The organism is Streptomyces olindensis (genome assembly GCF_040645895.1).
Taxonomy (GTDB): domain Bacteria; phylum Actinomycetota; class Actinomycetes; order Streptomycetales; family Streptomycetaceae; genus Streptomyces; species Streptomyces olindensis.
In genome coordinates this window covers 50,356-74,078 of the sequence record NZ_JBEYZD010000003.1, presented here as the reverse complement: position 1 = coordinate 74,078, position 23,723 = coordinate 50,356, and the positions used below count along the sequence as shown (strand labels likewise).

Genomic DNA, 23,723 nt, shown 5'->3' with positions numbered 1-23,723 from the left:
TGGGTAGTGCCGCGAGCCTGGCTTGTCACACCCGGCTGGCACCATGGCCTCATGAACATCATGCTCTTTCACTCGGCCTTCGGACTGCGGCCCGCGCTGCACCAGGCCGCTGACCGGCTGCGTTCGGCCGGTCACGAGGTGTGGACGCCCGACCTCTTCGAGGGACGCACGTTCGAGACGGTCGAGGAGGGCATGGAGCACAAGGAGAAGATCGGCAAGGACGAGCTGCTGAAGCGGGCCGTGCTCGCGGCCGCGCCCTACTCGGAGCGCGGGCTGGTGTACGCCGGGTTCTCGCTCGGCGCCTCCATCGCCCAGACCCTCGCCCTCGGCGACGACAAGGCACGCGGCCTGCTGCTCCTGCACGGCACGTCGGACATCGCGCCGGGCGTCGCGGTGGACGAGCTGCCGGTCCAGCTGCACGTGGCGGAGCCCGACCCGTTCGAGACGGACGACTGGCTCAGCGCCTGGTACCTCCAGATGGGCCGCACGGGCGCCGACGTCGAGGTGTACCGGTACGCCGGGGCCGGTCACCTGTACACCGACCCCGACCTGCCGGACTACGACGCCGAGGCGGCCGAGGCCACCTGGCGGGTGGCACTCGGCTTCCTCGACACCCTGTAGCGGCGGCTACACCGGGTCGTAGGAGCGCTCGACCTTCTGCGTGCCGCTGCGCGTGCGGTACGAGCGGGACCACTTGGCCGTCGCGTCGGGCTCGGCGCGGTCGGAGACGACGTAGTAGTCCATCTGCGCGCGCTCGGCCGTGATGTCCAGGACGCCGAAGCCGTGGCGGTCGGTGTCGACCCAGTGGACGTGCCGGTTGGCCGCGCGGATGACCGGCGCGGCGACCGCGGAGACCGAGCCCTGCGGGACCTTGACGATGTCGTCGAGGTTGTCCGAGGTGACCGAGGTGACGACGAACTCCGTGGCGGCCGACGGGGAGAGCGGATACGTGCCCGCGTCCACGGGGACGTCGTTGGCCCAGGCCATGTGGATGTCGCCGGTGAGGAAGACGGTGTTGCGGATCGCGTTCGTCCGCAGGTGCGCCAGGATCTCGCGGCGGTCGTCGGTGTAGCCGTCCCACTGGTCGGTGTTGAGGGCGAGGCCCTCCTGCGGCAGGCCCAGCAGCTTGGCCAGCGGCTTCAGCAGGTCGGCGGAGAGCGAGCCGATGGCGAACGGCGAGATCATCACGGAGTTGCCGACGAGCCGCCAGGTGGTGTCGGAGGACTTCAGGCCCGCCTTGAGCCAGTCGAGCTGGGCGCGGCCGGTGAGCGTGCGGTCCGGGTCGTCGACCTCGCCGTCGCCGACCTTGACCTGCTGGGAGCGGAAGGACCGCAGGTCGAGGAGCGAGAGGTCGGCCAGCTTGCCGAAGCGCAGTCGGCGGTAGGTGGTGCCGGCGATCGCGGGACGCACCGGCATCCACTCGAAGTAGGCCTGCTTGGCGGCGGCCTGGCGGGCGGACCAGGCGCCCTCGGCGCCCTCCGTGTGGTTCTCGGCGCCGCCCGTCCAGGCGTCGTTGGCGAACTCGTGGTCGTCCCAGATCGCCACGACCGGGGCCGCCGCGTGCAGCGCCTGGAGGTCCGGGTCGGTCTTGTACCGCGCGTGCCGGACGCGGTAGTCGGCGAGGGTGACGATCTCGTGGGCCGGGGCGTGCGGGCGGACGACCGTGCCGCGGGTGCCGTACTCGCCGGTGCCGTACTCGTAGATGTAGTCGCCCAGGTGCAGCCAGGCGTCCAGGTCACCGCGGGCCGCCAGGTGGCGGTACGAGGAGAAGTAACCGGCCTCCCAGTTGGCGCAGGAGACCACACCGAAGCGGAGGTTCGTGACGGCCGCGCCGGCCGCCGGGGCGGTGCGGGTGCGGGCGGCGGGGGAGTCGGTGCCGCCGGCGGAGAAGCGGAACCAGTAGTCCGTGCCCGGCTCCAGGCCGCGGATGTCGGCCTTCACGGTGTGGTCGGAGGCGGCGGTCGCGGTGGTGGAGCCCTTGGCGACGACGGTGGTGAACGCCCTGTCCCGGGCGACCACCCAGCTCACCTCGGTGTCCGGGCCGAGCCCGGAGCCGGGTATCGCCTCCGGTACCGGCGTCACCCGGGTCCACAGCAGCACGCCGTCCGGCAGCGGGTCACCGGAGGCCACGCCGTGCAGGAAGGCGGGGGCCTGGTCGACGGCGCGCGCCGGCAGGGTCGCCGCCAGCGGCCCGGCCAGGACAGCGGTCGCCGCCGCGGCCTTGACGACCGTACGGCGGCGCGGGGTGAGGGAGTTGAAGCCCTCTGACGTGTTCGATGATCTGTATCGACTGGTCACGAGCGATCAGGTTACTGGTCGGTATGCACCGGAGCGGGCGAACTGAAGGAAGTTCGCCCGCTCTTCACATGCCGGCCGGTCCCTGACCTGCCGTCACTTCTTGAGGGCCTCGCCCACCACCCGGTTGAAGTCGTCCACCGTCATCAGCGGGTTGCCGCCGTTCAGCTCCTTGCCGTCCATGACGAAGGCCGGGGTGCCCTGCACGCCGTCCTTGTTGTCGTCGAAGGTCTTGGACATGGCCATCGCCCAGGCGTCGTAGGTGCCCTTCTCGACCGCGTCCTGGAACTTCTTGTTGTCCTTCAGCTCGGGGACGGTGTCCGCGACCTTGATGAGGTAGCTGTCGTCCTTGAACTTGTCGGTCGTCTCCTCCGGGTGCCACTTCGCCGAGTACAGCGCGGCCTTGTAGTCGAGGAACGCCGTGTCGCTCACGTTCAGCGCGGCGCCCAGGGCGCTCAGCGCGTTCTTGGAGCCCTCCCCGTTGTCCTTGTTGTCGATGAAGGTGGCGCCGACGAACTGCAGCTTGAACTTGCCGTCGTCGATGTCCTTCTTCACCGTCGGGCCGACCGTCTGCTCGAACTGGGCGCAGATGGGGCAGCGCGGGTCCTCGTAGATCTTCAGGGTCTTCTTGGCGGAGTCCTTGCCGATGACGACCGTGGTGCCGTCGGTGCCCGTGGTGTTGGCCGGGGTGACGACCTTCTCGTCCTTCACCGCCTCCCAGTGGGTCGGCTTGTTGGCCTGGACGACCGCGTAGCCGATGCCGCCGGCTATCGCCAGGACGCCGACGATGGAGCAGGCGACGATGACCTGCCGCTTGGCCTTCGCCCGCTTGGCCTCGCGCTCGCGCTCGGCGCGCAGCCGCTCACGGGCCGCCGTCTTCGCCGCCTGGCTGTTCCTCTTGCTCATGGTGATGTTCTCCGTCGGGGACGCGCACACTCGTGTGCGGGATACGTAGGGGGGACTGCCGGTGCTCGAAAGCGCCTTGCGCGAAGGCGTATGCCCTGAGCGAAGGCGGGGGCCTTCGAAGGCGTATGCCTCATGCGAAGGCGGGCGAGCACGGCGGTCCGCGCCGTCCCAGGGAGTACGCGAGGACCAGGTCGCGGGCGGTGGCCGTGCGGTCGGCGGCGCGCGGCGGCAGCGGACGCCCTGCCGGTCGCCGTCGCGCCGTCACCGCGGCGACCGCCAGCAGCAGCGGCCGGAACGACGTCGCCGCCACCGCCCGCAGCAGTTCGGCCAGGGCCCGCTCGCCGCGGCGCAGCCACACGGCGGCGACCAGGCCGACGCCGATGTGCGCGCCGAGCAGCAGCCAGGCGGTGGCCGGGTCGGCGTGGGCGACCACGGCCGCGAGGCGCTCCGTGCCCGTGGCCCCGGCCATGCGGGCCAGCGGGGTGCCGACCTCGCCGCCCCCGCACAGCACGTCCAGGCCGACCGAGCGCAGCGGGCCCGCCACCGGGCCGCCCGCGCGGCCGTAACAGGCGTGCTGACCCGTGGTGAACACCGTGTCGGCGGCGAGCTCCAGCGGGATCAGCAGGGCCGCGATGCGCCCGAAGGAGCGCTCGCGGCCCGCGAGGGCGTAGGCGATCAGGAACACGGCGGCGGCGACCGCGGCCACCGTGCCCAGCGGGAGCGGGGCCCCGGACAGCAGCACGTGCGACGCGGTGCTGAGCGTCACGACCACTGCCGTGAACAGCGCCGCGCGTACGGCTCTGAGCTGGATCCCGGATATGTCCATAGCGAGAGAAGAGTCTGTCACGGGGGCCTGTAAGGGACCCCTAAAGGATGCCTGTGAAGGTTCTTTCCGTCACAGACCCGCCGTCACAGACCCGGAATCCGGCCGTTGCGGAACAGGTCCACGAAGATCTGGTGGTCGGCACGCGCGCGTGCGCCGTAGCCGTGCGCGAAGTCGACCAGCAGCGGCGCGAAGCCGTCCTCGTCGGCCGCGATCGCCGCGTCGATGGCCCGCTCCGTGGAGAACGGCACCAGGGACTCGCCGGACTGGTCGTCCGCCGCCGAGTGCATCGTGGCCGTCGCCCGGCCGAGGTCGGCCACCACCTGGGCGATCTCCTCCGGGTCGTCGATGTCGCCCCAGTCGAGGTCCACCGCGTACGGCGAGACCTCGGCGACCAGCTGGCCCGCGCCGTCCAGCTCGGTCCAGCCCAGCCACGGGTCGGCGTGCGCCTGGAGGGCGCGCTGGGAGATGACCGTGCGGTGCCCCTCGTGCTGGAAGTAGTCGCGGATCGACGGGTCCGTGATGTGCCGGGAGACCGCCGGGGTCTGGGCCTGCTTGATGTAGATCACGACGTCGTTCTCCAGGGCGTCGCTGTGGCCCTCCAGGAGGATGTTGTACGACGGCAGCCCCGCCGAGCCGATGCCGATGCCGCGCCGGCCGACGACGTCCTTCACGCGGTAGGAGTCCGGGCGGGCCAGGGAGCTGTCCGGGAGCGTCTCCAGATAGCCGTCGAAGGCGGCGAGGACCTTGTAGCGGGTGGCGGCGTCCAGCTCCACGGAGCCGCCGCCCGCCGCGAAGCGGCGCTCGAAGTCGCGGATCTCCGTCATCGAGTCCAGCAGCCCGAAGCGGGTCAGCGAGCGGGCGTCACGCAGCGCGTCCAGCAGCGGACCCTGCGCGGTGTCCAGCGTGAACGGCGGCACCTCGTCGCTCTTGGCGCCCGTCGCGAGGGCGTGGATCCGCTCCCGGTAGGCGCCCGCGTAGATCTGCACCAGCTCGGTGATCTGCTCGTCGCTGAGCGCCTTCGCGTACCCGATCAGCGCGATGGACGCGGCGAAGCGCTGCAGGTCCCAGGTGAAGGGGCCGACGTAGGCCTCGTCGAAGTCGTTGACGTTGAAGATCAGGCGGCCGTTCGCGTCCATGTACGTGCCGAAGTTCTCCGCGTGCAGGTCGCCGTGGATCCACACGCGCGAGGTGCGGTCGTCCAGGTACGGACCGCCGAGTATCCCCTCCTGGTCGAGGTCGCGGTAGAAGAGGCAGGCCGTACCCCGGTAGAAGGCGAAGGCCGAGGCCGCCATCTTCCGGAACTTCACCCGGAACGCGGCCGGGTCGGCGGCCAGGAGCTCGCCGAAGGCGGTGTCGAAGACGGCGAGGATCTCGTCGCCGCGCTGCTCGCCGTTGAGCTGGGGGAACGACATCGCTGGGTGCCTCCTGGTGCAGGGCGTCTCGGGGACGGCTGGTCCGTCCCCTGCGTAACGTGTGGCGGCCCGCGGGAGTGCCCGCGACCCTCGCCCGAAGGTACGCGGGTCAGCCCTCCGCGTGTCAGTGTCGAGGCATAGACTTCGACGCTGTCCCCCAGACTGTCCGCAGCCTGTCGGGCCCCATTCGACCCATGTTTCCTCTGGAGGCCGCAGCCGTGTCAAAGCCGCCGTTCACGCACCTGCACGTCCACACCCAGTACTCGCTGCTGGACGGTGCCGCGCGGCTGAAGGACATGTTCAACGCGTGCAACGAGATGGGCATGACGCACATCGCCATGTCCGACCACGGCAACCTCCACGGGGCGTACGACTTCTTCCACTCCGCGCAGAAGGCCGGGGTCACGCCGATCATCGGCATCGAGGCGTACGTCGCGCCCGAGTCGCGGCGCAACAAGCGCAAGATCCAGTGGGGCCAGCCGCACCAGAAGCGGGACGACGTCTCCGGTTCCGGTGGTTACACCCACAAGACGATGTGGGCGGTGAACAAGACCGGCCTGCACAACCTCTTCCGGCTCTCCTCCGACGCGTACGCCGAAGGCTGGCTGCAGAAGTGGCCCCGGATGGACAAGGAGACCATCGCCAAGTGGTCGGAGGGCATCGTCGCCTCCACCGGCTGCCCCTCCGGCGAGGTCCAGACCCGGCTGCGCCTCGGCCACTTCGACGAGGCCCTGAAGGCCGCCGCCGACTACCAGGACATCTTCGGCAAGGACCGGTACTTCCTGGAGCTGATGGACCACGGCATCGAGATCGAGCACCGCGTCCGCGACGGCCTGCTGGAGATCGCCAAGAAGCTCGGCATCCCCCCGCTGGTCACCAACGACTCGCACTACACGTACGCGCACGAGGCGTCCGCCCACGACGCCCTGCTGTGCATCCAGACCGGCAAGAACCTCTCCGACCCCGACCGCTTCCGGTTCGACGGCACCGGCTACTACCTGAAGTCCACGGACGAGATGTACGCCATCGACTCCTCGGACGCCTGGCAGGAGGGCTGTGCCAACACCCGGCTGATCGCCGAGATGGTCGACACCACGGGCATGTTCGAGAAGCGCGACCTCATGCCCAAGTTCGACATCCCCGAGGGGTACACGGAGGTCAGCTGGTTCCGCGAGGAGACCCTGCGCGGCATGCACCGCCGCTTCCCGGACGGCATCCCGGACGACCGCATGAAGCAGGTCGAGTACGAGATGGACACCATCATCTCGATGGGCTTCCCGGGCTACTTCCTCGTCGTCGCCGACTTCATCATGTGGGCGAAGAAGCAGGGCATCGCGGTCGGCCCCGGCCGAGGCTCCGCGGCCGGCTCGATCGTCGCCTACGCCCTCGGCATCACCGACCTCGACCCCATCCCGCACGGCCTGATCTTCGAGCGGTTCCTCAACCCCGAGCGCATCTCCATGCCCGATGTCGACATCGACTTCGACGAGCGCCGGCGCGTCGAGGTGATCCGGTACGTGACGGAGAAGTACGGCGCCGACAAGGTCGCCATGATCGGCACGTACGGCACCATCAAGGCCAAGAACGCGATCAAGGACTCCGCGCGCGTGCTGGGCTACCCGTACGCGATGGGCGACCGCCTCACCAAGGCCATGCCCGCCGACGTCCTGGGCAAGGGCATCAACCTCGACGGCATCACCAACCCCGAGCACCCGCGCTACTCGGAGGCGGGCGAGATCCGGGCGATGTACGAGAACGAGCCGGACGTGAAGAAGGTCATCGACACCGCCAAGGGCGTCGAGGGCCTGGTCCGGCAGATGGGCGTGCACGCCGCCGGCGTGATCATGTCCAGCGAGACCATCACCGACCACGTGCCCGTCTGGGTCCGGCACACCGACGGCGTGACCATCACGCAGTGGGACTACCCGAGCTGCGAGTCGCTCGGCCTGCTGAAGATGGACTTCCTCGGCCTGCGCAACCTGACGATCATGGACGACGCCGTCAAGATGGTGAAGTCCAACAAGGGGATCGACATCGATCTCCTGAGCCTCCCGCTCGACGACCCCACGACCTTCGAACTGCTCCAGCGCGGCGACACCCTCGGCGTCTTCCAGTTCGACGGCGGCCCCATGCGCTCCCTGCTCCGGCTGATGAAGCCGGACAACTTCGAAGACATCTCCGCCGTGTCGGCCCTGTACCGCCCGGGCCCCATGGGCATGAACTCCCACACGAACTACGCGCTGCGCAAGAACGGCCAGCAGGAGATCACGCCCATCCATCCCGAGCTGGAGCAGCCGCTCAAGGAGGTCCTGGACGTCACCTACGGCCTGATCGTCTACCAGGAGCAGGTGCAGAAGGCCGCCCAGATCATCGCCGGCTACTCGCTCGGCGAGGCCGACATCCTCCGCCGCGTGATGGGCAAGAAGAAGCCCGAGGAGCTGGCGAAGAACTTCGTCCTCTTCCAGGAGGGTGCCCGCAAGAAGGGCTACAGCGACGAAGCCATCCAGGCCCTCTGGGACGTGCTGGTCCCCTTCGCCGGCTACGCGTTCAACAAGGCGCACTCCGCCGCGTACGGACTCGTCTCGTACTGGACGGCGTACCTGAAGGCGAACCACCCGGCCGAGTACATGGCCGCGCTCCTGACGTCCGTGAAGGACGACAAGGACAAGTCGGCCGTCTACCTCAACGAGTGCCGCCGCATGGGCATCAAGGTGCTCCCGCCGGACGTCAACGAGTCGATGTCGAACTTCGCGGCCCAGGGCGACGACGTGATCCTCTTCGGCCTCTCCGCCGTCCGCAACGTCGGTACGAACGTGGTCGAGTCGATCATCAGGTGCCGCAAGGCCAAGGGGAAGTACACCTCCTTCCCGGACTACCTCGACAAGGTGGAGGCGGTCGTCTGCAACAAGCGCACCACCGAGTCGCTGATCAAGGCCGGCGCCTTCGACGCCATGGGCCACACCCGCAAGGGCCTCACCGCGCAGTACGAGCCGATGATCGACAACGTGGTCGCGGTCAAGCGCAAGGAGGCCGAGGGGCAGTTCGACCTCTTCGGCGGCATGGGCGAGGAGGAGAGCAGCGAGCCCGGCTTCGGCCTCGACGTGCAGTTCACCGACGAGGAGTGGGACAAGACCTATCTGCTCGCGCAGGAGCGGGAGATGCTCGGTCTCTACGTCTCCGACCACCCGCTGTTCGGCCTGGAGCACATCCTGTCCGACAAGGCCGACGCGGGCATCTCCCAGCTGACCGGCGGCGACTACTCCGACGGCTCCGTGGTGACCATCGGCGGCATCATCTCGGGCCTGCAGCGCAAGATGACCAAGCAGGGCAACGCCTGGGCCATCGCCACCGTCGAGGACCTCGCCGGCTCGATCGAGTGCATGTTCTTCCCGGCGACGTACCAGCTCGTCTCGACCCAACTCGTCGAGGACGCCGTGGTGTTCGTCAAGGGCCGCCTCGACAAGCGCGAGGACGTGCCGCGGCTCGTCGCCATGGAACTGATGGTGCCGGACCTGTCGAACGCGGGCACCAACGCGCCCGTGGTCCTCACCATTCCGGCCACCCGCGTCACGCCGCCGCTGGTGAGCCGTCTCGGCGAGGTCCTCAGCCACCACAAGGGCGACAGCGAGGTCCGGATCAAGCTCCAGGGACCGACCAAGACGACCGTGCTCCGCCTGGACCGGCACCGGGTGAAGCCCGACCCGGCGCTCTTCGGCGACCTGAAGGTGCTGCTCGGGCCGTCCTGCCTGGCGGGATGACGGGGGAGCCGCGGACGGCTCTCGATGCGCGTGAGGGGCGTACCCGGTACCCGGGTACGCCCCTCGTGCATGCGCCTGGGTCTCAACAACCCGTCACACAGACGTCAGTTGTGGCCGAAGCTGCGCTTCCGCTTGCGGGACGCCACGTCACCGGGGGTCAGCTCGACCTCGGGCTGGGGCTCCGTCTCCGCCGTGGGACGGCGGTCCGCTCGCTGACCGCGCTCGGTCGGACGCTGCTGCTTACGGTCACGGTTCTTGTTCTTGGCCATGGTGATGCCTCCTGTGGGGGATCTAGGGGCCAGGGCCGGGACCAGATTCACACAGGCCGACAACGATCGCATGTCGGACAATTACCCTGCGTGACAGGGGGAGTCGGAGCAGGGTGGCGCGAAACGCCACGCCGAAGATCGAGTTCCGGCCGTTAACCTCCGCGCCGTCGGGCAGACTCGAAGCAAGCCCGAAGCAAACCTCCTGGGAAGAGGGTGAGTCGCGTGGACCGCTGCATCGTCCTGGTGGACGCCGGGTATCTGCTGGGAGCCGCGGCGAGTCTCCTCGCCGGAGAGCCCTCGCGGTCCCGCATCACCGTCGACCACACGGCCCTCATCCAGGGGTTGCGTGAGCGCGCCGAGTCCGACACACAGCAGCCACTGCTGCGCATCTACTGGTTCGACGGCGCCCCCGACCGCGTCCCGCAGCCCGAGCACCGCCGGCTGCGCGTGATGCCCCGGGTCACCGTCCGGCTGGGCGCGCTGACCCGCAGCGACGGCCGCTGGGCGCAGAAGGGCGTGGACGCCGCCATGCACGCCGAGCTGACCGAACTGGCCCGCAACCGCGCCTGCTCCGACGTCGTCCTCGTCACCGGCGACGGCGACCTGCTGCCCGGCATGATGGCCGCCAAGGAGCACGGCGTCGCCGTCCACCTGTGGGCCGTGCAGGCCGCCGACGGCGACTACAACCAGTCCGAGGACCTCGTCGCCGAGGCCGACGAGCGGCGCGTCCTCGACCGCACGTGGATCACCAAGGCCGTCCGTGCCAAGGAGCACACCGGCGTGTGCGCCCCGCAGCCCGCGCCCCGGCCCGAGATCGCCGCGATCCTCTCCGCGCCGCTGCCCGACTCCGCCCTCTCCGCGCCGCCCGAGCGGCCCGCCCCGCAGCCCCCGCACCCGGTGCCCGGCCCCGGGCAGAACGGCAGCGAGGAGCGGGTGCCCGCCGCCAAAGGGGTCCCCACGCCCAAAGACCTGGCCGCCCTGCGCGCCCCCGGCACCCAGCCCGCCCAGCCCCCCGCCTCCGCCACCCTCCGGTGGTCCTCCGACAAAGGCTGGGTCGACCGGCCCCCGGTCGAGCCCCCCGAGGCCGCCTCGATGCCGACGCTCGCCCAGCTGACCACCGCCGAGCAGCGGTGGGCGGACCGCGAGGAGGACATCACCACCGTCGGCGGCGACCCCTACGAGGTGGGGCAGGTCTTCGCCCGGCGCTGGGTGGAACGCCTCGGCGACCAGAGCCACCTGCAGAAACTCTCCGGGATGTACCCGCGCATCCCGCACCGCGTCGACGGGGAGCTGCTGCGCTACGCCGCCCGCTTCGGCCTGCTCGCCCACAAGGACGACCAGATCGACGAACGCGACCGGTACGCCATCCGGGCCGGCTTCTGGAAGGAGATCGGCGTGCGCACGGGCGTGGAGCACGCCCCGGTCGGCGACTGAGGACTTTGCCGCCGGATTTCCGGCCCCGTACCGACCCGAGGGCGGACCGGGGCCGCCGACCCCGTAGTCTCGTCCCTTGTGAGTACGCGCGCGGCACAGGCATTTCGGCACGATGGTGACGTCGTGTGCGCCGTGCGCGGGCTGACCAAGACCTATCCGGCGGTACGCGGCCGGCGCGGCACGCCCGGTACCCCCGAGGTCCGGGCCACGGACGACGTACGGCTGGACATCCGCCGCGGCGAGATCTTCGGCCTGCTCGGGCCGAACGGCGCCGGCAAGTCCACCCTCGTACGACAGCTCACCGGGCTGATGCGGCCCGACCACGGCAGCGTGGAGATCCTCGGACACGACATCGTGCGCCACCCGGAGCGGGCCGCGCGCATCCTCGCCTACCTCGGGCAGGAGTCGACCGCCCTCGACGAACTGACCGTGTCGCTCGCCGCCGAGACCACCGGGCGGCTGCGCGGCCTGGACGTCCGGCGGGCGCGGGCCGAGCGGGACGACGTCCTCGCCGAGCTGGGGCTCACACCGCTGGCCGGGCGGCCGCTGAAGAAGCTCTCCGGGGGTCAGCGGCGCCTGGCGTGCTTCGCCGCGGCGCTGGTGGGGGAGCGGCCGCTGCTCGTGCTGGACGAGCCCACCACCGGCATGGACCCGGTGGCGCGGCGGGCCGTGTGGTCCGCGGTCGACCGGCGGCGGGCCGAGCGCGGGACGACCGTGCTGCTCGTCACCCACAACGTCATCGAGGCCGAGACCGTGCTGGACCGGGTGGCCGTCATGGACCGGGGGCGGGTGATCGCCTGCGACACCCCGGCCGGGCTGAAGGAACAGGTCGCCGGTGAGGTGCGCGTCGACCTGGTGTGGCGGGACGCGGCGCCGCTGCACGTGCCGGAGGTGGCCGCGCTGCGGGACCGGGCCGTGGAGTCGGGCCGCCGCTGGACGCTCCGGCTCGGGCCCGAGGAGGCCCGGGCGGTCGTCGCCACCGTCACCGGCGGGGCCGCCTTCGCCGCCCTGGACGACTTCACGCTGGCCACGCCGAGCCTGGAGGACGTGTACCTGGCCCTGGGCGGTGCCGCGCAGCAGGGGCTGGTGAAGGCGTGAGAAGGACGAAGGCCCCGAGCGCGGGGGTGGGGAGCATGACGGACGTGAGTACCTGGGCCGCCGTGTACGTACCGAACAGGGCGACTGCCGCAGTGGACCCGACGAAGGGGAGCAGCGCGACGTGAGTGTCGTACCCGCCGATGTCCTGCCGGGCAGTGCCCTGGCCGCGGAGGAGCCCGCCGCGGGCGCGGCCGAACTCGGACCTCGGGCGCGGCTGTGGCCGTCGCTGGCGGCCGTGTACCGGGCGCAGCTGTCCCGGGCGCGGGTCGCGCGGATCCCGCTGCTGTTCGTGGCGACGTTCCAGTCGATCGGGATCATGATCCTGATGCGCGGGGTCGTCGACGACGGGGCGGAGGCGCAGGCCGTCGTCGCCGGATCGTCGGTGCTGGTCGTCGCCTTCGTGGCGCTGAACCTGCTCGCGCAGTACTTCGGTCAGCTGCGGGCCAGCGGCGGGCTCGACCACTACGCGACCCTGCCGGTGCCGCCCGCGGCGGTGGTGCTCGGCGCGGCGGGCGCGTACGCGTCGTTCACGGTGCCGGGGACCGTCGTGACGGCGGTGTCCGGCAGTGTGCTGTTCGGGCTGCCGCTGGCCCACCTGTGGATCCTGATGGCCGTGATCCCGCTGGCGGGCGCCGCGCTCGCCGGGCTGGGGGCGGCGCTCGGGCTGCTCGCGCCCCGGCCGGAGCTGGCCACGCTGCTCGGGCAGCTGGGCATGTCGGCGGCGCTGCTGCTGGGCGTGCTGCCGGCGGACCGGATGCCGGAGGTGGTCCGCTTCGCGCGGGACCTGCTGCCCTCGACCTACGGCGTGGAGGCCTTCGCGCGCACGTTCGGGCCGGATCCCGACTGGGCGTTCGTCCTCGGCGACCTGGCCGTGTGCGGGGTCGTGGGAGTCGTGTCGCTGGCCGTGGCGACCTGGGCCTACCGTCGGGCGGCCGTCCGATGAGCGGGGAGGGATCGTCCGGTGACGCGGGGCACAGGCGGGCCTGGCACGATGGCAGGGTGACCGCACCACTGACTCCGCCACCGCATGAACGTTCCGCACAGGGTCCGTGGCAGCCGCCGGCCGCGGCGCCCGGGGCTGCGGCTCCCGGGTCCCAGCAGGCCGAGTACGCCGAGTACGCGCACGGCTGGTACGGACAGGACGGCCCCGGCATGAAGACGGAAGTGCGGGAGGCCGGTGTGGTCGCCCTGGCCGTGGCGCTCGGTGGGGTGCTGCTGGGCCTGCTGTGGTGGTGGCTCGCGCCGCACGTGCCGCTGGTCGGTGACGTGGCGGAGGGCTCCTGGGTCGTCTACCTCAAGGACACCGAGGGGGAGCAGGCCGTGGGGGTGGACGGCACGTTCACCCTGCTCGGGCTGGGGTTCGGGGTCGTGAGCGCGCTCGTGGTCTTCCTGCTGCGGCGGCGCGGGGGTGTGCCGCTGGTGGTGGGTCTCGCGCTCGGCGGGCTGCTCGGGTCGTTGCTGGCCTGGCGGCTCGGCGTGTGGCTCGGGCCCGCGGAGGACGTGGTCGCGCACGCGCGCGAGGTGGGCAAGGGCGTGACGTTCTCGGCGCCGTTGAAGCTGGGCGCGAAGGGGGCGCTGCTGGCCTGGCCGCTCGCCGCGCTGGTGCTGCACCTGGGGCTCACGGCGTTGTTCGGGCCGCGGGATCCCGAGCCGGAGTTCGAGCACGGGGCGTATCCGTCACAGCCGGCTGCTTAGAACCCGGTGTGGGTGCTGGGGCCGGGTGGATCCGCAGCCCGGCGGTACGGGGTGCCGCCTGCGCCCACCCGTGCCGCCCTTGGCGGCACGATTGCCCGCAGGCTAGGCGCGTCCGATCGGCGCCAGGGTCGCTTCCGTCAGCTTGGTCAGGGTCTCCGGCGCCAGCTCCACCTCCAGCCCCCTCCTCCCCGCCGACACGCAGATCGTCGTGTGGGCCGAGGCCGAGGCGTCCAGGACCGTCGGGAGCTTCTTGCGCTGGCCCAGGGGTGAGATGCCGCCCCGGACGTAACCCGTCGTGCGCTCCGCCAGGGCCGGGTCGGCCATCGTCGCGCGCTTGCCGCCCACCGCCGCCGCGAGGGCCTTCAGGTCCAGCTGGCCCGCCACCGGGACCACCGCCACCGTCAACGCGCCGTCGACGTCCGCGACCAGGGTCTTGAAGACGCGGTCCGGGGAGACGCCCATCGCCTCGGCCGCCTCCTCGCCGTAGGACGGATGGGCGGGGTCGTGCTCGTAGGAGTGGACCGTGTACTCCGCCCCCGCCGCCGTGAGGGCCACGGTCGCGGGTGTGCCGCCGGACTGCTGCTTCTTCGACTTCTTCGCCATGCGATCCGCTCGCTCGGGCCGGTCAGTTGAGGCTCATCGGGCCGCGCGTCAGCTCCGACGCGGGCAATGACGGCAGACTACGGATGATCGCCGTCTCGGAGCGAAGGACTTTCAGCTCGTCGCGCAGGCGGGACGCCGTGTCGGGCGCCTGGAGCAGGCGCTGCTTGGTCGGCGTGTCCAGCATCATCGCCGCCGCCACGAGGTACGACACCACGCCCGGCTCGTCGGGCAGATCGGCGCCGGTCGTCAGGGACCGTTCCCGCGCGCCCGCCAGCCGCTTCTGGTACTGGCGGAACGACCGCAGCACCCCCTCGGCCAGCGGCGCCGCCTCGTCCCCCGGCTCCTCCGCCAGCGGCTCCAGCTCGGCCGTCAGGAAGGGACCCGACGCCTCGACCGACAGCAGCTTCACCCGGGTCGTGCCCGTCGCCAGCACCTCGAAGGAGCCGTCGGTGCGCTCCCGGATCGTCGCCGCGTCCGCGATGCAGCCCACCTTGTGGAACGCCTTCGCCGGGTCCGCGCCGAAACCGGCCGCGGGCCCCCGCTCGGGCACGGCCGTCGGGTCGGGCATGCCGGGCGCGCTGGGAGCCACCTCGTGGCCGTCACGGATCGCCACGACGGCGAACCGGCGCGGCTCGTCCTCCGGCGTCTTCAACAGCTCGCGCATCATGGCGCGATACCGCTCCTCGAAGACGTTGAGCGGGAGCACGAGCCCCGGGAACAGCACCGAGTTCAGGGGGAAGAGGGGGAGCCGGACGGTGGTCACGACGCAAAAGCCTAATGGTCGCCGGAGCGGACTCGTCCGCCCCGTTCACTCCGTGGATGCCCGGACGGCTCACCGGCCGCCGCGGCCCGGACGTCGTCGCGCACCCGGAGGAAGTGGCCGAGCGGATCCTCCGACACCTGGTCCCAGGGGAAAGAGGTGGCGTACGGGCCGTTCAGACGCAGCTGTTCGGCGGCGTCCGGCCAGCGTTCCAGCCGCACCAGGACGTAGATGAGCAGGTTCCGCATCCGGGCGGGCCAGGGGTCGGTCGCCGGGAGCAGCGGGGACAGCGCGATCGCCCGGTCGACGGCCGCGTCCAGCCGCTCGCGCGGCACCTCGGGCCCACAGCTGTCGGTGAGGTAGCCGAAGGCCGCCCGCACCCCGAGCGCCTGGACGAGCGCGTCGGCGGGCGCGTCCTGCGCGGCCCGGTCGGCGAAGTCGAAGCACTCGTGGTGCGAGCCGTGCCAGTACGTGGCCAGGTAGCGCAGCGCCGCCACATGGCAGCCGTAGTGGTGCGGGGCCCGGCGCACGGCCGCCGCCCACAGCTCCTCGAAGTAGGTGTGCCCGGCCTGCGCGCCCCGGGCGTGGTCGAGCGCGAGCCGCCACGGCACCGGGTCCCGCTGGTCGCCCCGGGCCGCCGCCGTGATCAGCGGACTGACCTCGCGCAGCGCCTCCGCCCGGGCCGGTGACTGCCAGGCGCGGTCCACCGCCAGCTGCGCCCCGACCAGCAGCGCGTCGGGGTCCTGCGGGGCGGTGGCGAGCCAGGCGTCCAGCCACTCGGGGCGCGAGCGGGCGAAGGCGGCCAGCCGGGTCACGTAGCGGTCGCGCCGCTCCCACTCGCCTGCCGCGCGGGTGGCCAGGAGCAGCCCCGCGGCAGGTCCATGATCGCCCCGGGCGGCGGCGACCAGCGCCGGGCTCAGTCGCGCGTCGGGCGCGTCGAGCAGCACCTCGTCGTCGGTGCACGGCTCGCCGACGGGGTGGGGAGCGGTCCTTGTCATCCGGCTCGCGCGGATGAACGGCAGCTGCATTGCCATGGTGCCGACCATTGAAAGACCGCTGGTCACGGCGGCGCCAGAGGGTTCATCGAACCTCCGGAAAGTTGTACGCCCGATGGTCAAGAGAGCGTAAAGATGTGACAGTTCAACAACTACAGTCACAGCAGCACCATCAGTTGCGCCGCAGCAGCCGCGTCGCCCCCGCCGCCACCGTCGTCGCCAGGATCCAGCCCAGCAGGATCATCGCCGTCGCCAGCCACTGCCAGCCCCCGCGCAGCTGCCAGAAGCCCACCTGGCCCAGGTCGATGACCGGCAGCAGCAGATCGAGGGTGAAGAGCGTGGGGTTCCACTCCGGATGCTCGCCCCGCTTCAGCGGTGGGTGGCCGGCCTGCGCGAACGCCAGCGAGCCCGCCGCCCACAGCACCGCCATCCACACGGCCGCCCGGCCCGGCCGGTACCCGTAGGCGACCGTCCAGTCCTGCGCGTAGCCCCACAGCTTGGCGGCGAGCGGCAGGCTCTCGCGGTGCCGGCGCTGCTTGGCGAGCAGCACCTCCCGGGCGTCCTCGTCCTCCCCGCCGGCCCGCAGCACGGCCGCCAGCCGCTCGTACGGCTCCGGGTTGTACTCGGCGGTCGCCGCCGCCACCCAGTCCAGCCGCTCGGCCAGCGGGAACGGCCCGCGCGGCACGAGGTTCTCGTACGTGAAACCGCCCATGTGCAGCCGCCCGGGGCCGGGCCAGGCGTCGGCCCGGTCCATCAGGTTGATGACCTTCGCGCCCGACAGCACCACCCGCCCGCGCGCCGGAGGCTCCCCGAGGAAGCGCAGCTCCGGCGTCTGCACCCGGCGCAGCGACAGCTCCTGGTCGTCCGTGAGGGTGAACCGGGCCCGCTCGAAGTCGACGGCGTCGCCGAACCGCCCGTCGTCCAGCCGGATCCCGCCCTCGCACTCGAAGCGCTGTATCCGGGTCCCGCGCGCCGGGGTCATGCCGCTCATCGCCTGGGCGCCGACGCCCGCCGGGGTGAGGTACAGGCTGCGCTCGACGGTCAGCTGCGGGGCGTTCAGCGCGAGCCGCTCGTAGGGATTGGCCAGGCGCGCCCCGCGCAGACTCAGGGAGACGCCGATGGTCGCGGCGCGCAGGCTCAGCTCGCCGTGCGACTCCAGCAGCTCCGCCTGTAAGTCCTGCCCGACGGTCATGCCGTCCGCGGCGATCGACCGGCCGCTGCGGTCGCGGTGCACGATCGCCTGGTTGAGCATCAGGTCCGTGCCGATCTGCGCGTCCGTGAGCCGGATGCCGCGGTGGAAGCGGCAGCGCGGCAGGTGCAGATCGCCCTCGGTGTGCACCCGGGCCGCCTCCAGCCGCGGCACCGAGCAGTCCACCATCCGTACGGTCGTGAAGCGGGCCTCCGGCAGCAGCACGTCCTGCTCGAACCGGCACTGGCGCATCTCGACGTACGGCACCACCTGGCCGCCCGCGAGGTCCAGCGAGCCGCTGACCTGCACACCGACCAGCTTCAGCGACGACACCCGGCCGGCCAGGGCGGGCGGGCCGTCGAGCAGCAGCCAGCACACGATCCGGGCCCGCACGGTCCGCTCCGCGCCCCACGGGTGGCCGCCGTGCGGATCGTCCACCACGGTGTCGCCGCTGCTCAGGTCGTACACCGTGCCGTTGCGGAAGGCCTGCCACATGCCGGCCTCGGCCGCGGTCAGGTCGTCGGGCAGATCTCCGGCGCGCACGCCGGCCCCCTCGGTCACAGCTCTTCCTTCCTCCCCGGATACTCGCCGGTTGGGTTCTTCGTACAACTGTTCATGCCCGCTGCGTGATGCCCCGAAAGCACTGGGTGAAGGGGATCTTCCGGAGTCGGCGACACTCTGTATCAGCCATTGATACGCGCGGACGATGCCTCACCCGGGTCTGAGAGAATTGAGCACGTGATCTCCCGAATCGATCTGCGCGGCGACGCCCTTCCCGAGGGCCCCGCCCTGCGTGACCTGCTGCCCCGAGCCGAGTTCGACGTATCGGCCGCCCTGGAGAAGGTGCGTCCGATCTGCGAGGACGTGCATCATCGGGGCGACGCGGCGCTGATCGAGTACGCCGAGCGGTTCGACGGGGTCCGGCTGGACCAGGTGCGGGTGCCGGCCGCCGCGCTCACGCGCGCGCTCGAGGAGCTCGACCCGGCCGTGCGCGCGGCCCTGGAGGAGTCCATCCGCCGCGCCCGGATCGTCCACCGCGAGCAGCGCCGCTCCCCGCACACCACGCAGGTCGTGCCCGGCGGCTCCGTGACCGAGAAGTGGGTGCCGGTCGAGCGGGTCGGACTGTACGCGCCCGGCGGCCGGTCGGTGTACCCGTCCTCCGTGATCATGAACGTGGTGCCCGCCCAGGAGGCCGGCGTCGAGTCCATCGCGCTCGCCTCCCCGGCCCAGGCCGAGTTCGGCGGCCTGCCGCACCCGACGATCCTCGCCGCCTGCGCCCTGCTCGGCGTCGACGAGGTGTACGCGGCCGGCGGCGCCACGGCCGTCGCGATGTTCGCCCACGGCACCGAGTCCTGCCCGCCCGCGAACATGGTCACCGGCCCCGGCAACATCTGGGTCGCCGCCGCCAAGCGCTACTTCACCGGCAAGATCGGCATCGACGCTGAGGCGGGCCCGACCGAGATCGCGGTCCTCGCCGACGACACCGCCGACCCGGTGCACGTCGCCTCCGACCTGATCAGCCAGGCCGAGCACGACCCGCTGGCCGCCGCCGTCCTGGTCACGGACTCCGTGGAGCTCGCGGACGCGGTGGAGAAGGAGCTGGAGCCGCAGGTCGCCGCGACCCGGCACGTCGACGACCGGATCGTCCCGGCCCTGTCCGGCAGGCAGTCCGCGATCGTCCTGGTCGACGGCATGGACGAGGGTCTGAAGGTGGTCGACGCGTACGGCGCCGAGCACCTGGAGATCCAGACGGCCGACGCCGCCGCACTGGCCGACCGGGTGAAGAACGCCGGCGCGATCTTCATCGGCCCCTGGGCCCCGGTCTCCCTCGGCGACTACGCGGCCGGCTCCAACCACGTCCTGCCCACGGGCGGCTGCGCCTGCCACTCCTCCGGCCTGTCCGTCCAGTCCTTCCTGCGCGGCATCCACATCGTCGACTACACGAAGGACGCGTTGGCCGAGGTCGCGCACCACGTGGTCACGCTGGCCGAGGCGGAGGACCTGCCGGCCCACGGCGCGGCGATCAAGGCGAGGTTCGACTGGAAGGTTCCGCAGGGCAAGTGAGCGACGTACGCATCGACGATCTCCCCGTACGGGACGAGCTGCGCGGCAAGTCCCCCTACGGCGCGCCCCAGCTGGACGTCCCCGTACGGCTGAACACCAACGAGAACCCCTACCCGCTGCCCGAGCCGCTGGTCGAACGCATCGCCGAGCGGGTCCGTGCGGCGGCCCGCGACCTCAACCGCTACCCGGACCGGGACGCGGTCGAGCTGCGCACGAAGCTCGCCGAGTACCTGACGACGACGTCCGGGTACCAGGTCGGCCTCGCGAACGTCTGGGCGGCGAACGGCTCCAACGAGGTCATCCAGCAGCTGCTGCAGACCTTCGGCGGGCCGGGCCGCACCGCGATCGGCTTCGAGCCGTCGTACTCGATGCACGCGCTCATCGCGCGCGGCACCGGCACGGGCTGGATCTCCGGGCCCCGCAACGACGACTTCACGATCGACCTCGCCGCCGCCGAGAAGGCCATCGCCGAGAGCCGGCCGGACGTCGTGTTCATCACCACCCCCAACAACCCCACGGGCAACGCGGTCCCGCCCGAGACGGTCCTCGCGCTGTACGAGGCCGCGCAGGCGGCGAAGCCGTCGATGGTTGTGGTGGACGAGGCGTACATCGAGTTCAGCCACGGCGACTCGCTGCTGCCGCTGCTGGACGGCCGCCCCCACCTCGTCATCTCCCGCACGATGTCGAAGGCGTTCGGCGCGGCGGGCCTGCGCCTCGGCTACCTCGCCGCGCACCCGGCCGTCGTCGACGCCGTCCAGCTGGTCCGGCTGCCCTACCACCTGTCGGCCGTCACCCAGGCGACCGCCCTGGCCGCCCTGGAGCACACCGGCACGCTGCTGGGCTACGTCGAGCAGCTCAAGGCCGAGCGGGACCGTCTGGTCACCGAACTGCGCGCGACCGGCTACGAGGTCGTCGAGTCCGACGCCAACTTCGTGCAGTTCGGGCGATTCGACGGCGAGGGCGGCGCGCACACGGCCTGGCGGAAGATCCTCGACCGGGGCGTCCTGGTCCGGGACAACGGCATTCCGGGCTGGCTGCGGGTGTCCGCCGGAACCCCCGAAGAGAACGACGCGTTCCTCGACGCGGTCCGTGAACTGAAGAAGGAGCAGAGCACATGAGCCGCGTGGGACGCGTGGAGCGAGTCACCAAGGAGACGTCGGTGCTCGTCGAGATAGACCTCGACGGGTCCGGAAAGGTCGACGTGTCGACAGGCGTCGGCTTCTACGACCACATGCTCGACCAGCTCGGCCGCCACGGTCTGTTCGACCTGACCGTGAAGACCGAGGGCGACCTGCACATCGACTCGCACCACACCATCGAGGACACCGCCCTCGCCCTCGGCGCCGCCTTCAAGCAGGCCCTCGGCGACAAGGTCGGCATCTACCGCTTCGGCAACTGCACGGTCCCGCTGGACGAGTCCCTGGCCCAGGTCACCGTCGACCTCTCCGGCCGCCCCTACCTCGTGCACACCGAGCCCGAGAACATGGCGCCGATGATCGGCGAGTACGACACCACCATGACCCGGCACATCCTGGAGTCCTTCGTGGCCCAGGCCCAGATCGCGCTGCACGTGCACGTGCCCTACGGGCGCAACGCGCACCACATCGTGGAGTGCCAGTTCAAGGCGCTCGCGCGGGCCCTGCGGTACGCCTCCGAGCGCGACCCGCGCGCGGCCGGCATCCTCCCCTCCACGAAGGGCGCCCTGTGAACGGCACCTCGACCCTGCTGATCGTCGTCGGCCTGTTCCTCGTCGGCGGGATCTACTCCTTCGTCAAGCAGAAGATGCCCAAGGGCCTGATCGTCCTGCTGTCGATCGGCGCCGCCATGTGCCTGCTGGCCGGCGTCATGAGGCTGGAGGTGTGGAATTGAGCGCCCCCCGCAAGAGCGTCGTCGTCTTCGACTACGGCTTCGGCAACGTCCGCTCCGCCGAGCGGGCCCTCGCCCGGGCGGGAGCCGACGTCGAGATAACCCGTGACTACGACAAGGCCATGAACGCCGACGGGCTGCTCGTGCCCGGCGTCGGCGCCTTCGCCTCCTGCATGAAGGGCCTGCGCGAGGCACGCGGCGACTGGATCGTCGACCGCCGCCTCTCCGGCGGCCGCCCGGTCATGGGCATCTGCGTCGGCATGCAGATCCTCTTCGCCCGCGGCATCGAGCACGGCGTGGAGAGCGAGGGCCTCGACGAGTGGCCCGGCTCCGTCGAGCCGCTCCAGGCCGAGATCGTGCCCCACATGGGCTGGAACACCGTGGACGTGGCGCCCGGCTCGCAGCTGTTCGCCGGCCTGGACGCCGACGCGCGCTTCTACTTCGTGCACTCCTACGCCGTCCACGACTGGTCGCTGGAGACGCACAACCCCGCCATGGAGGCCCCCAAGGTCACCTGGTCCACCCACGGCAAGCCGTTCGTCGCGGCCGTCGAGAACGGCGCCCTGTGGGCCACGCAGTTCCACCCCGAGAAGTCCGGCGACGCCGGAGCCCAGCTCCTCACCAACTGGATCGGAACCCTGTGAGCAAGCTCGAACTCCTCCCCGCCGTCGACGTCCGCGACGGCCAGGCCGTCCGCCTCGTCCACGGCGAGTCCGGCACGGAGACCTCCTACGGCTCCCCCCTGGAGGCCGCCCTCGCCTGGCAGCGCTCCGGCGCCGAGTGGCTGCACCTGGTCGACCTGGACGCCGCGTTCGGCACCGGGAACAACCGCGAGCTGATCGCCGAGGTCGCGAAGGCGATGGACATCAAGGTGGAGCTGTCCGGCGGCATCCGCGACGACGACACCCTCGCCGCCGCCCTCGCCACCGGCTGCACCCGCGTCAACCTCGGCACGGCCGCCCTGGAGACCCCCGAGTGGGTCGCCGGGGTCATCGCCGAGCACGGCGACAAGATCGCCGTCGGCCTGGACGTCCGGGGCACCACCCTGCGCGGCCGTGGCTGGACCCGCGACGGCGGCGACCTCTACGAGACGCTGGAGCGCCTCGACAAGGAGGGCTGCGCCCGGTACGTCGTCACGGACATCGCCAAGGACGGCACGCTCCAGGGCCCCAACCTGGAACTGCTGAAGAACGTCTGCGCGGCCACCGACCGCCCCGTCGTGGCCTCCGGCGGCGTCTCCTCGCTGGACGACCTCCGGGCCCTCGCCGGCCTCGTGCCCCTCGGTGTCGAGGGCGCGATCGTAGGGAAGGCGCTGTACGCGAAGGCGTTCACCCTGGAAGAGGCCTTGGAGGCTGTGTCGTCATGAGCGATGCCGTGCGGCGTGTGCAGAGCGGAAGTCCCTGGGAAGAGTCCTTCGGTTTTGCACGCGCCGTCGCGGCGGGCGACCACGTGCTGGTGGCGGGCACCACGTCCTTCAAGGGCGACGTGCTGTACGGGGAGGGCGACCCGTACGAGCAGGCGAAGGTGGCCTTCACCAGCGCGCTCGACGCGATCGCCGAGTTCGGGCTCGGCGCCGGGTCGGTGATCCGCACGCGCGTCCACCTGGCGCACTCGCGGGATCTGGACGAGGTGGGCCGCGCCCACAAGGAGCTGTTCGACACCGTGCGCCCGGTCGCGACCTTCCTGGTGGTGGAGGGATTCGTCGACCCGCGCGTGCTGGTGTCGGTGGAAATCGAAGCATTCAGAGGAGCCGTGACCTGATGACCCTGGCGGTCCGAGTCATCCCCTGCCTGGACGTGGACAACGGCCGGGTCGTCAAGGGCGTCAACTTCCAGAACCTGCGCGACGCGGGCGACCCCGTCGAGATGGCCAAGGTGTACGACGCCGAGGGCGCCGACGAGCTGACGTTCCTCGACATCACCGCCTCGTCGGGCAACCGCGAGACGACCTACGACGTCGTGCGCCGCACGGCCGAGCAGGTGTTCATCCCGCTCACCGTCGGCGGCGGCGTGCGCACCGCCGAGGACGTCGACAAGCTGCTGAGGGCGGGCGCGGACAAGGTCGGCGTCAACACCGCCGCCATCGCCCGCCCCGACCTGATCCGCGAGATCGCCGAACGCTTCGGCCGCCAGGTCCTGGTCCTCTCGGTCGACGCCCGCCGCACCGAGTCGGGCTCCTTCGAGGTCACCACCCACGGCGGCCGCAAGGGCACCGGCATCGACGCCGTCGAGTGGGCCCACCGGGCCGCAGAACTGGGCGCCGGCGAGATCCTGCTCAACTCCATGGACGCCGACGGCACCAAGGACGGCTACGACCTGGAGATGATCCGGGCCGTACGCAAGCACGTCACCGTCCCGGTCATCGCCTCGGGCGGCGCGGGCAGGCTGACGGACTTCCCGCCGGCCATCGAGGCGGGCGCGGACGCGGTGCTGGCCGCGTCGGTGTTCCACTTCGGGGACCTGCGGATCGGCCAGGTCAAGGAGACCCTGAGCCAGGCCGGCCACCCCGTGCGGTGACACCCGCGCGGTGGAGCCCCGGTCGCCCGTCGCGGCC

23 protein-coding genes are annotated in these 23,723 nt (G+C 71.5%); 14 read left to right on the top strand and 9 right to left on the bottom strand.

All coding sequences use genetic code 11. From position 1 onward, the window contains the following. The first annotated feature begins 6 nt into the window (after positions 1-6). Positions 7-621: a dienelactone hydrolase family protein gene (locus tag ABZ948_RS02455; protein WP_359756505.1), complete on the top strand. Its 615-nt coding sequence runs from the start codon at positions 7-9 to the stop codon at positions 619-621. Between the two features lie 6 nt (positions 622-627). Here the strand turns inward: ABZ948_RS02455 and ABZ948_RS02450 are convergent, their stop codons facing one another. From ABZ948_RS02450 to ABZ948_RS02435, 4 genes are all read right to left on the bottom strand, one after another. Next, on the bottom strand, positions 628-2,298 hold the full coding sequence (locus ABZ948_RS02450) for an alkaline phosphatase D family protein (RefSeq protein WP_359756503.1): 1,671 nt from the start codon (positions 2,296-2,298) through the stop codon (positions 628-630). A gap of 93 nt (positions 2,299-2,391) precedes the next feature. Next, complete coding sequence (locus tag ABZ948_RS02445; RefSeq protein ID WP_359756501.1) at positions 2,392-3,201, bottom strand: thioredoxin domain-containing protein; 810 nt, start codon at positions 3,199-3,201, stop codon at positions 2,392-2,394. A 130-nt stretch (positions 3,202-3,331) separates the two neighbouring features. Beyond that, positions 3,332-4,027: a cytochrome P450 family protein gene (locus ABZ948_RS02440; RefSeq protein WP_359756499.1), complete on the bottom strand. Its 696-nt coding sequence runs from the start codon at positions 4,025-4,027 to the stop codon at positions 3,332-3,334. Between the two features lie 83 nt (positions 4,028-4,110). Then, a complete protein-coding gene (locus ABZ948_RS02435; protein WP_359756497.1) occupies positions 4,111-5,439 on the bottom strand; it encodes a DUF2252 domain-containing protein in 1,329 nt (442 codons plus the stop codon). 218 nt (positions 5,440-5,657) lie between these two features. Between ABZ948_RS02435 and dnaE the strand changes: the two genes are divergently transcribed. Beyond that, positions 5,658-9,197, top strand: a complete 3,540-nt coding sequence (gene dnaE, locus ABZ948_RS02430; protein WP_359756495.1) for a DNA polymerase III subunit alpha — start codon at positions 5,658-5,660, stop codon at positions 9,195-9,197. A 104-nt stretch (positions 9,198-9,301) separates the two neighbouring features. Here the strand turns inward: dnaE and ABZ948_RS02425 are convergent, their stop codons facing one another. After that, a complete protein-coding gene (locus ABZ948_RS02425; RefSeq protein WP_359756493.1) occupies positions 9,302-9,466 on the bottom strand; it encodes a hypothetical protein in 165 nt (54 codons plus the stop codon). A 222-nt stretch (positions 9,467-9,688) separates the two neighbouring features. Here ABZ948_RS02425 and ABZ948_RS02420 point away from each other — a divergent pair, with 222 nt between their 5' ends. From ABZ948_RS02420 to ABZ948_RS02405, 4 genes are all read left to right on the top strand, one after another. Further along, on the top strand, positions 9,689-10,900 hold the full coding sequence (locus tag ABZ948_RS02420) for an NYN domain-containing protein (RefSeq protein WP_359756491.1): 1,212 nt from the start codon (positions 9,689-9,691) through the stop codon (positions 10,898-10,900). A gap of 123 nt (positions 10,901-11,023) precedes the next feature. Beyond that, positions 11,024-11,998, top strand: a complete 975-nt coding sequence (locus ABZ948_RS02415) for an ABC transporter ATP-binding protein (protein ID WP_359756489.1) — start codon at positions 11,024-11,026, stop codon at positions 11,996-11,998. Between the two features lie 121 nt (positions 11,999-12,119). After that, positions 12,120-12,941, top strand: a complete 822-nt coding sequence (locus tag ABZ948_RS02410) for an ABC transporter permease (protein ID WP_359756487.1) — start codon at positions 12,120-12,122, stop codon at positions 12,939-12,941. 56 nt (positions 12,942-12,997) lie between these two features. Then, the gene (locus tag ABZ948_RS02405; protein WP_359756485.1) at positions 12,998-13,693 is read left to right on the top strand and encodes an AAA family ATPase; all 696 of its coding nucleotides are present in this window, start codon (positions 12,998-13,000) and stop codon (positions 13,691-13,693) included. 102 nt (positions 13,694-13,795) lie between these two features. Here ABZ948_RS02405 and ybaK read toward each other — a convergent pair whose 3' ends face one another. From ybaK to ABZ948_RS02385, 4 genes are all read right to left on the bottom strand, one after another. After that, the gene (gene ybaK, locus ABZ948_RS02400) at positions 13,796-14,296 is read right to left on the bottom strand and encodes a Cys-tRNA(Pro) deacylase (RefSeq protein ID WP_359756483.1); all 501 of its coding nucleotides are present in this window, start codon (positions 14,294-14,296) and stop codon (positions 13,796-13,798) included. 22 nt (positions 14,297-14,318) lie between these two features. Beyond that, entirely contained in the window at positions 14,319-15,059 is a 741-nt protein-coding gene (locus tag ABZ948_RS02395; protein WP_031115723.1) for an LON peptidase substrate-binding domain-containing protein, read from the bottom strand. An 11-nt stretch (positions 15,060-15,070) separates the two neighbouring features. After that, a complete protein-coding gene (locus ABZ948_RS02390; RefSeq protein WP_359756480.1) occupies positions 15,071-16,102 on the bottom strand; it encodes a hypothetical protein in 1,032 nt (343 codons plus the stop codon). Between the two features lie 121 nt (positions 16,103-16,223). Next, a complete protein-coding gene (locus ABZ948_RS02385) occupies positions 16,224-17,801 on the bottom strand; it encodes an oxidoreductase (RefSeq protein WP_359756478.1) in 1,578 nt (525 codons plus the stop codon). Positions 17,802-17,978: 177 nt separating this feature from the next. Here ABZ948_RS02385 and hisD point away from each other — a divergent pair, with 177 nt between their 5' ends. Genes hisD through hisF form a run of 8 tightly spaced genes read left to right on the top strand, consistent with a single transcriptional unit; the run spans position 17,979 to position 23,686 of the window. Further along, positions 17,979-19,304, top strand: coding sequence for a histidinol dehydrogenase (gene hisD / locus ABZ948_RS02380; protein ID WP_359756476.1), 1,326 nt, complete (start codon positions 17,979-17,981; stop codon positions 19,302-19,304). Continuing rightward, positions 19,301-20,422, top strand: coding sequence for a histidinol-phosphate transaminase (locus ABZ948_RS02375; RefSeq protein ID WP_359756474.1), 1,122 nt, complete (start codon positions 19,301-19,303; stop codon positions 20,420-20,422). Before hisD ends, ABZ948_RS02375 begins: the two co-directional genes overlap by 4 nt. After that, entirely contained in the window at positions 20,419-21,012 is a 594-nt protein-coding gene (gene hisB / locus ABZ948_RS02370; RefSeq protein ID WP_030932889.1) for an imidazoleglycerol-phosphate dehydratase HisB, read from the top strand. The genes ABZ948_RS02375 and hisB overlap by 4 nt, the downstream gene beginning before the upstream one ends. Continuing rightward, a complete protein-coding gene (locus ABZ948_RS02365) occupies positions 21,009-21,173 on the top strand; it encodes a CG2302 family histidine operon protein (RefSeq protein ID WP_359756472.1) in 165 nt (54 codons plus the stop codon). The genes hisB and ABZ948_RS02365 overlap by 4 nt, the downstream gene beginning before the upstream one ends. Further along, positions 21,170-21,814 carry an imidazole glycerol phosphate synthase subunit HisH gene (gene hisH, locus ABZ948_RS02360; RefSeq protein ID WP_389614040.1) on the top strand — a complete coding sequence of 215 codons (645 nt, stop codon included), beginning with the start codon at positions 21,170-21,172 and terminating at the stop codon, positions 21,812-21,814. Before ABZ948_RS02365 ends, hisH begins: the two co-directional genes overlap by 4 nt. Next, the gene (priA, locus tag ABZ948_RS02355; protein ID WP_359756469.1) at positions 21,811-22,536 is read left to right on the top strand and encodes a bifunctional 1-(5-phosphoribosyl)-5-((5-phosphoribosylamino)methylideneamino)imidazole-4-carboxamide isomerase/phosphoribosylanthranilate isomerase PriA; all 726 of its coding nucleotides are present in this window, start codon (positions 21,811-21,813) and stop codon (positions 22,534-22,536) included. Before hisH ends, priA begins: the two co-directional genes overlap by 4 nt. Then, entirely contained in the window at positions 22,533-22,931 is a 399-nt protein-coding gene (locus ABZ948_RS02350) for a RidA family protein (protein WP_359756467.1), read from the top strand. Before priA ends, ABZ948_RS02350 begins: the two co-directional genes overlap by 4 nt. Then, a complete protein-coding gene (gene hisF / locus ABZ948_RS02345; protein ID WP_359756465.1) occupies positions 22,931-23,686 on the top strand; it encodes an imidazole glycerol phosphate synthase subunit HisF in 756 nt (251 codons plus the stop codon). The genes ABZ948_RS02350 and hisF overlap by 1 nt, the downstream gene beginning before the upstream one ends. The last annotated feature ends 37 nt before the right edge of the window (positions 23,687-23,723 follow it).

Bases quoted from the DNA above. Each gene is read 5' to 3' on its own strand.
- ABZ948_RS02445 (WP_359756501.1), bottom strand. From the start codon at position 3,201: ATGAGCAAGAGGAACAGCCAGGCGGCGAAGACGGCGGCCCGTGAGCGG.
- ABZ948_RS02440 (WP_359756499.1), bottom strand. From the start codon at position 4,027: ATGGACATATCCGGGATCCAGCTCAGAGCCGTACGCGCGGCGCTGTTC.
- ABZ948_RS02435 (WP_359756497.1), bottom strand. From the start codon at position 5,439: ATGTCGTTCCCCCAGCTCAACGGCGAGCAGCGCGGCGACGAGATCCTC.
- ABZ948_RS02425 (WP_359756493.1), bottom strand. From the start codon at position 9,466: ATGGCCAAGAACAAGAACCGTGACCGTAAGCAGCAGCGTCCGACCGAG.
- ybaK (WP_359756483.1), bottom strand. From the start codon at position 14,296: ATGGCGAAGAAGTCGAAGAAGCAGCAGTCCGGCGGCACACCCGCGACC.
- ABZ948_RS02390 (WP_359756480.1), bottom strand. From the start codon at position 16,102: ATGGTCGGCACCATGGCAATGCAGCTGCCGTTCATCCGCGCGAGCCGG.
- hisB (WP_030932889.1), top strand. From the start codon at position 20,419: ATGAGCCGCGTGGGACGCGTGGAGCGAGTCACCAAGGAGACGTCGGTG.
- ABZ948_RS02350 (WP_359756467.1), top strand. From the start codon at position 22,533: ATGAGCGATGCCGTGCGGCGTGTGCAGAGCGGAAGTCCCTGGGAAGAG.
- hisF (WP_359756465.1), top strand. From the start codon at position 22,931: ATGACCCTGGCGGTCCGAGTCATCCCCTGCCTGGACGTGGACAACGGC.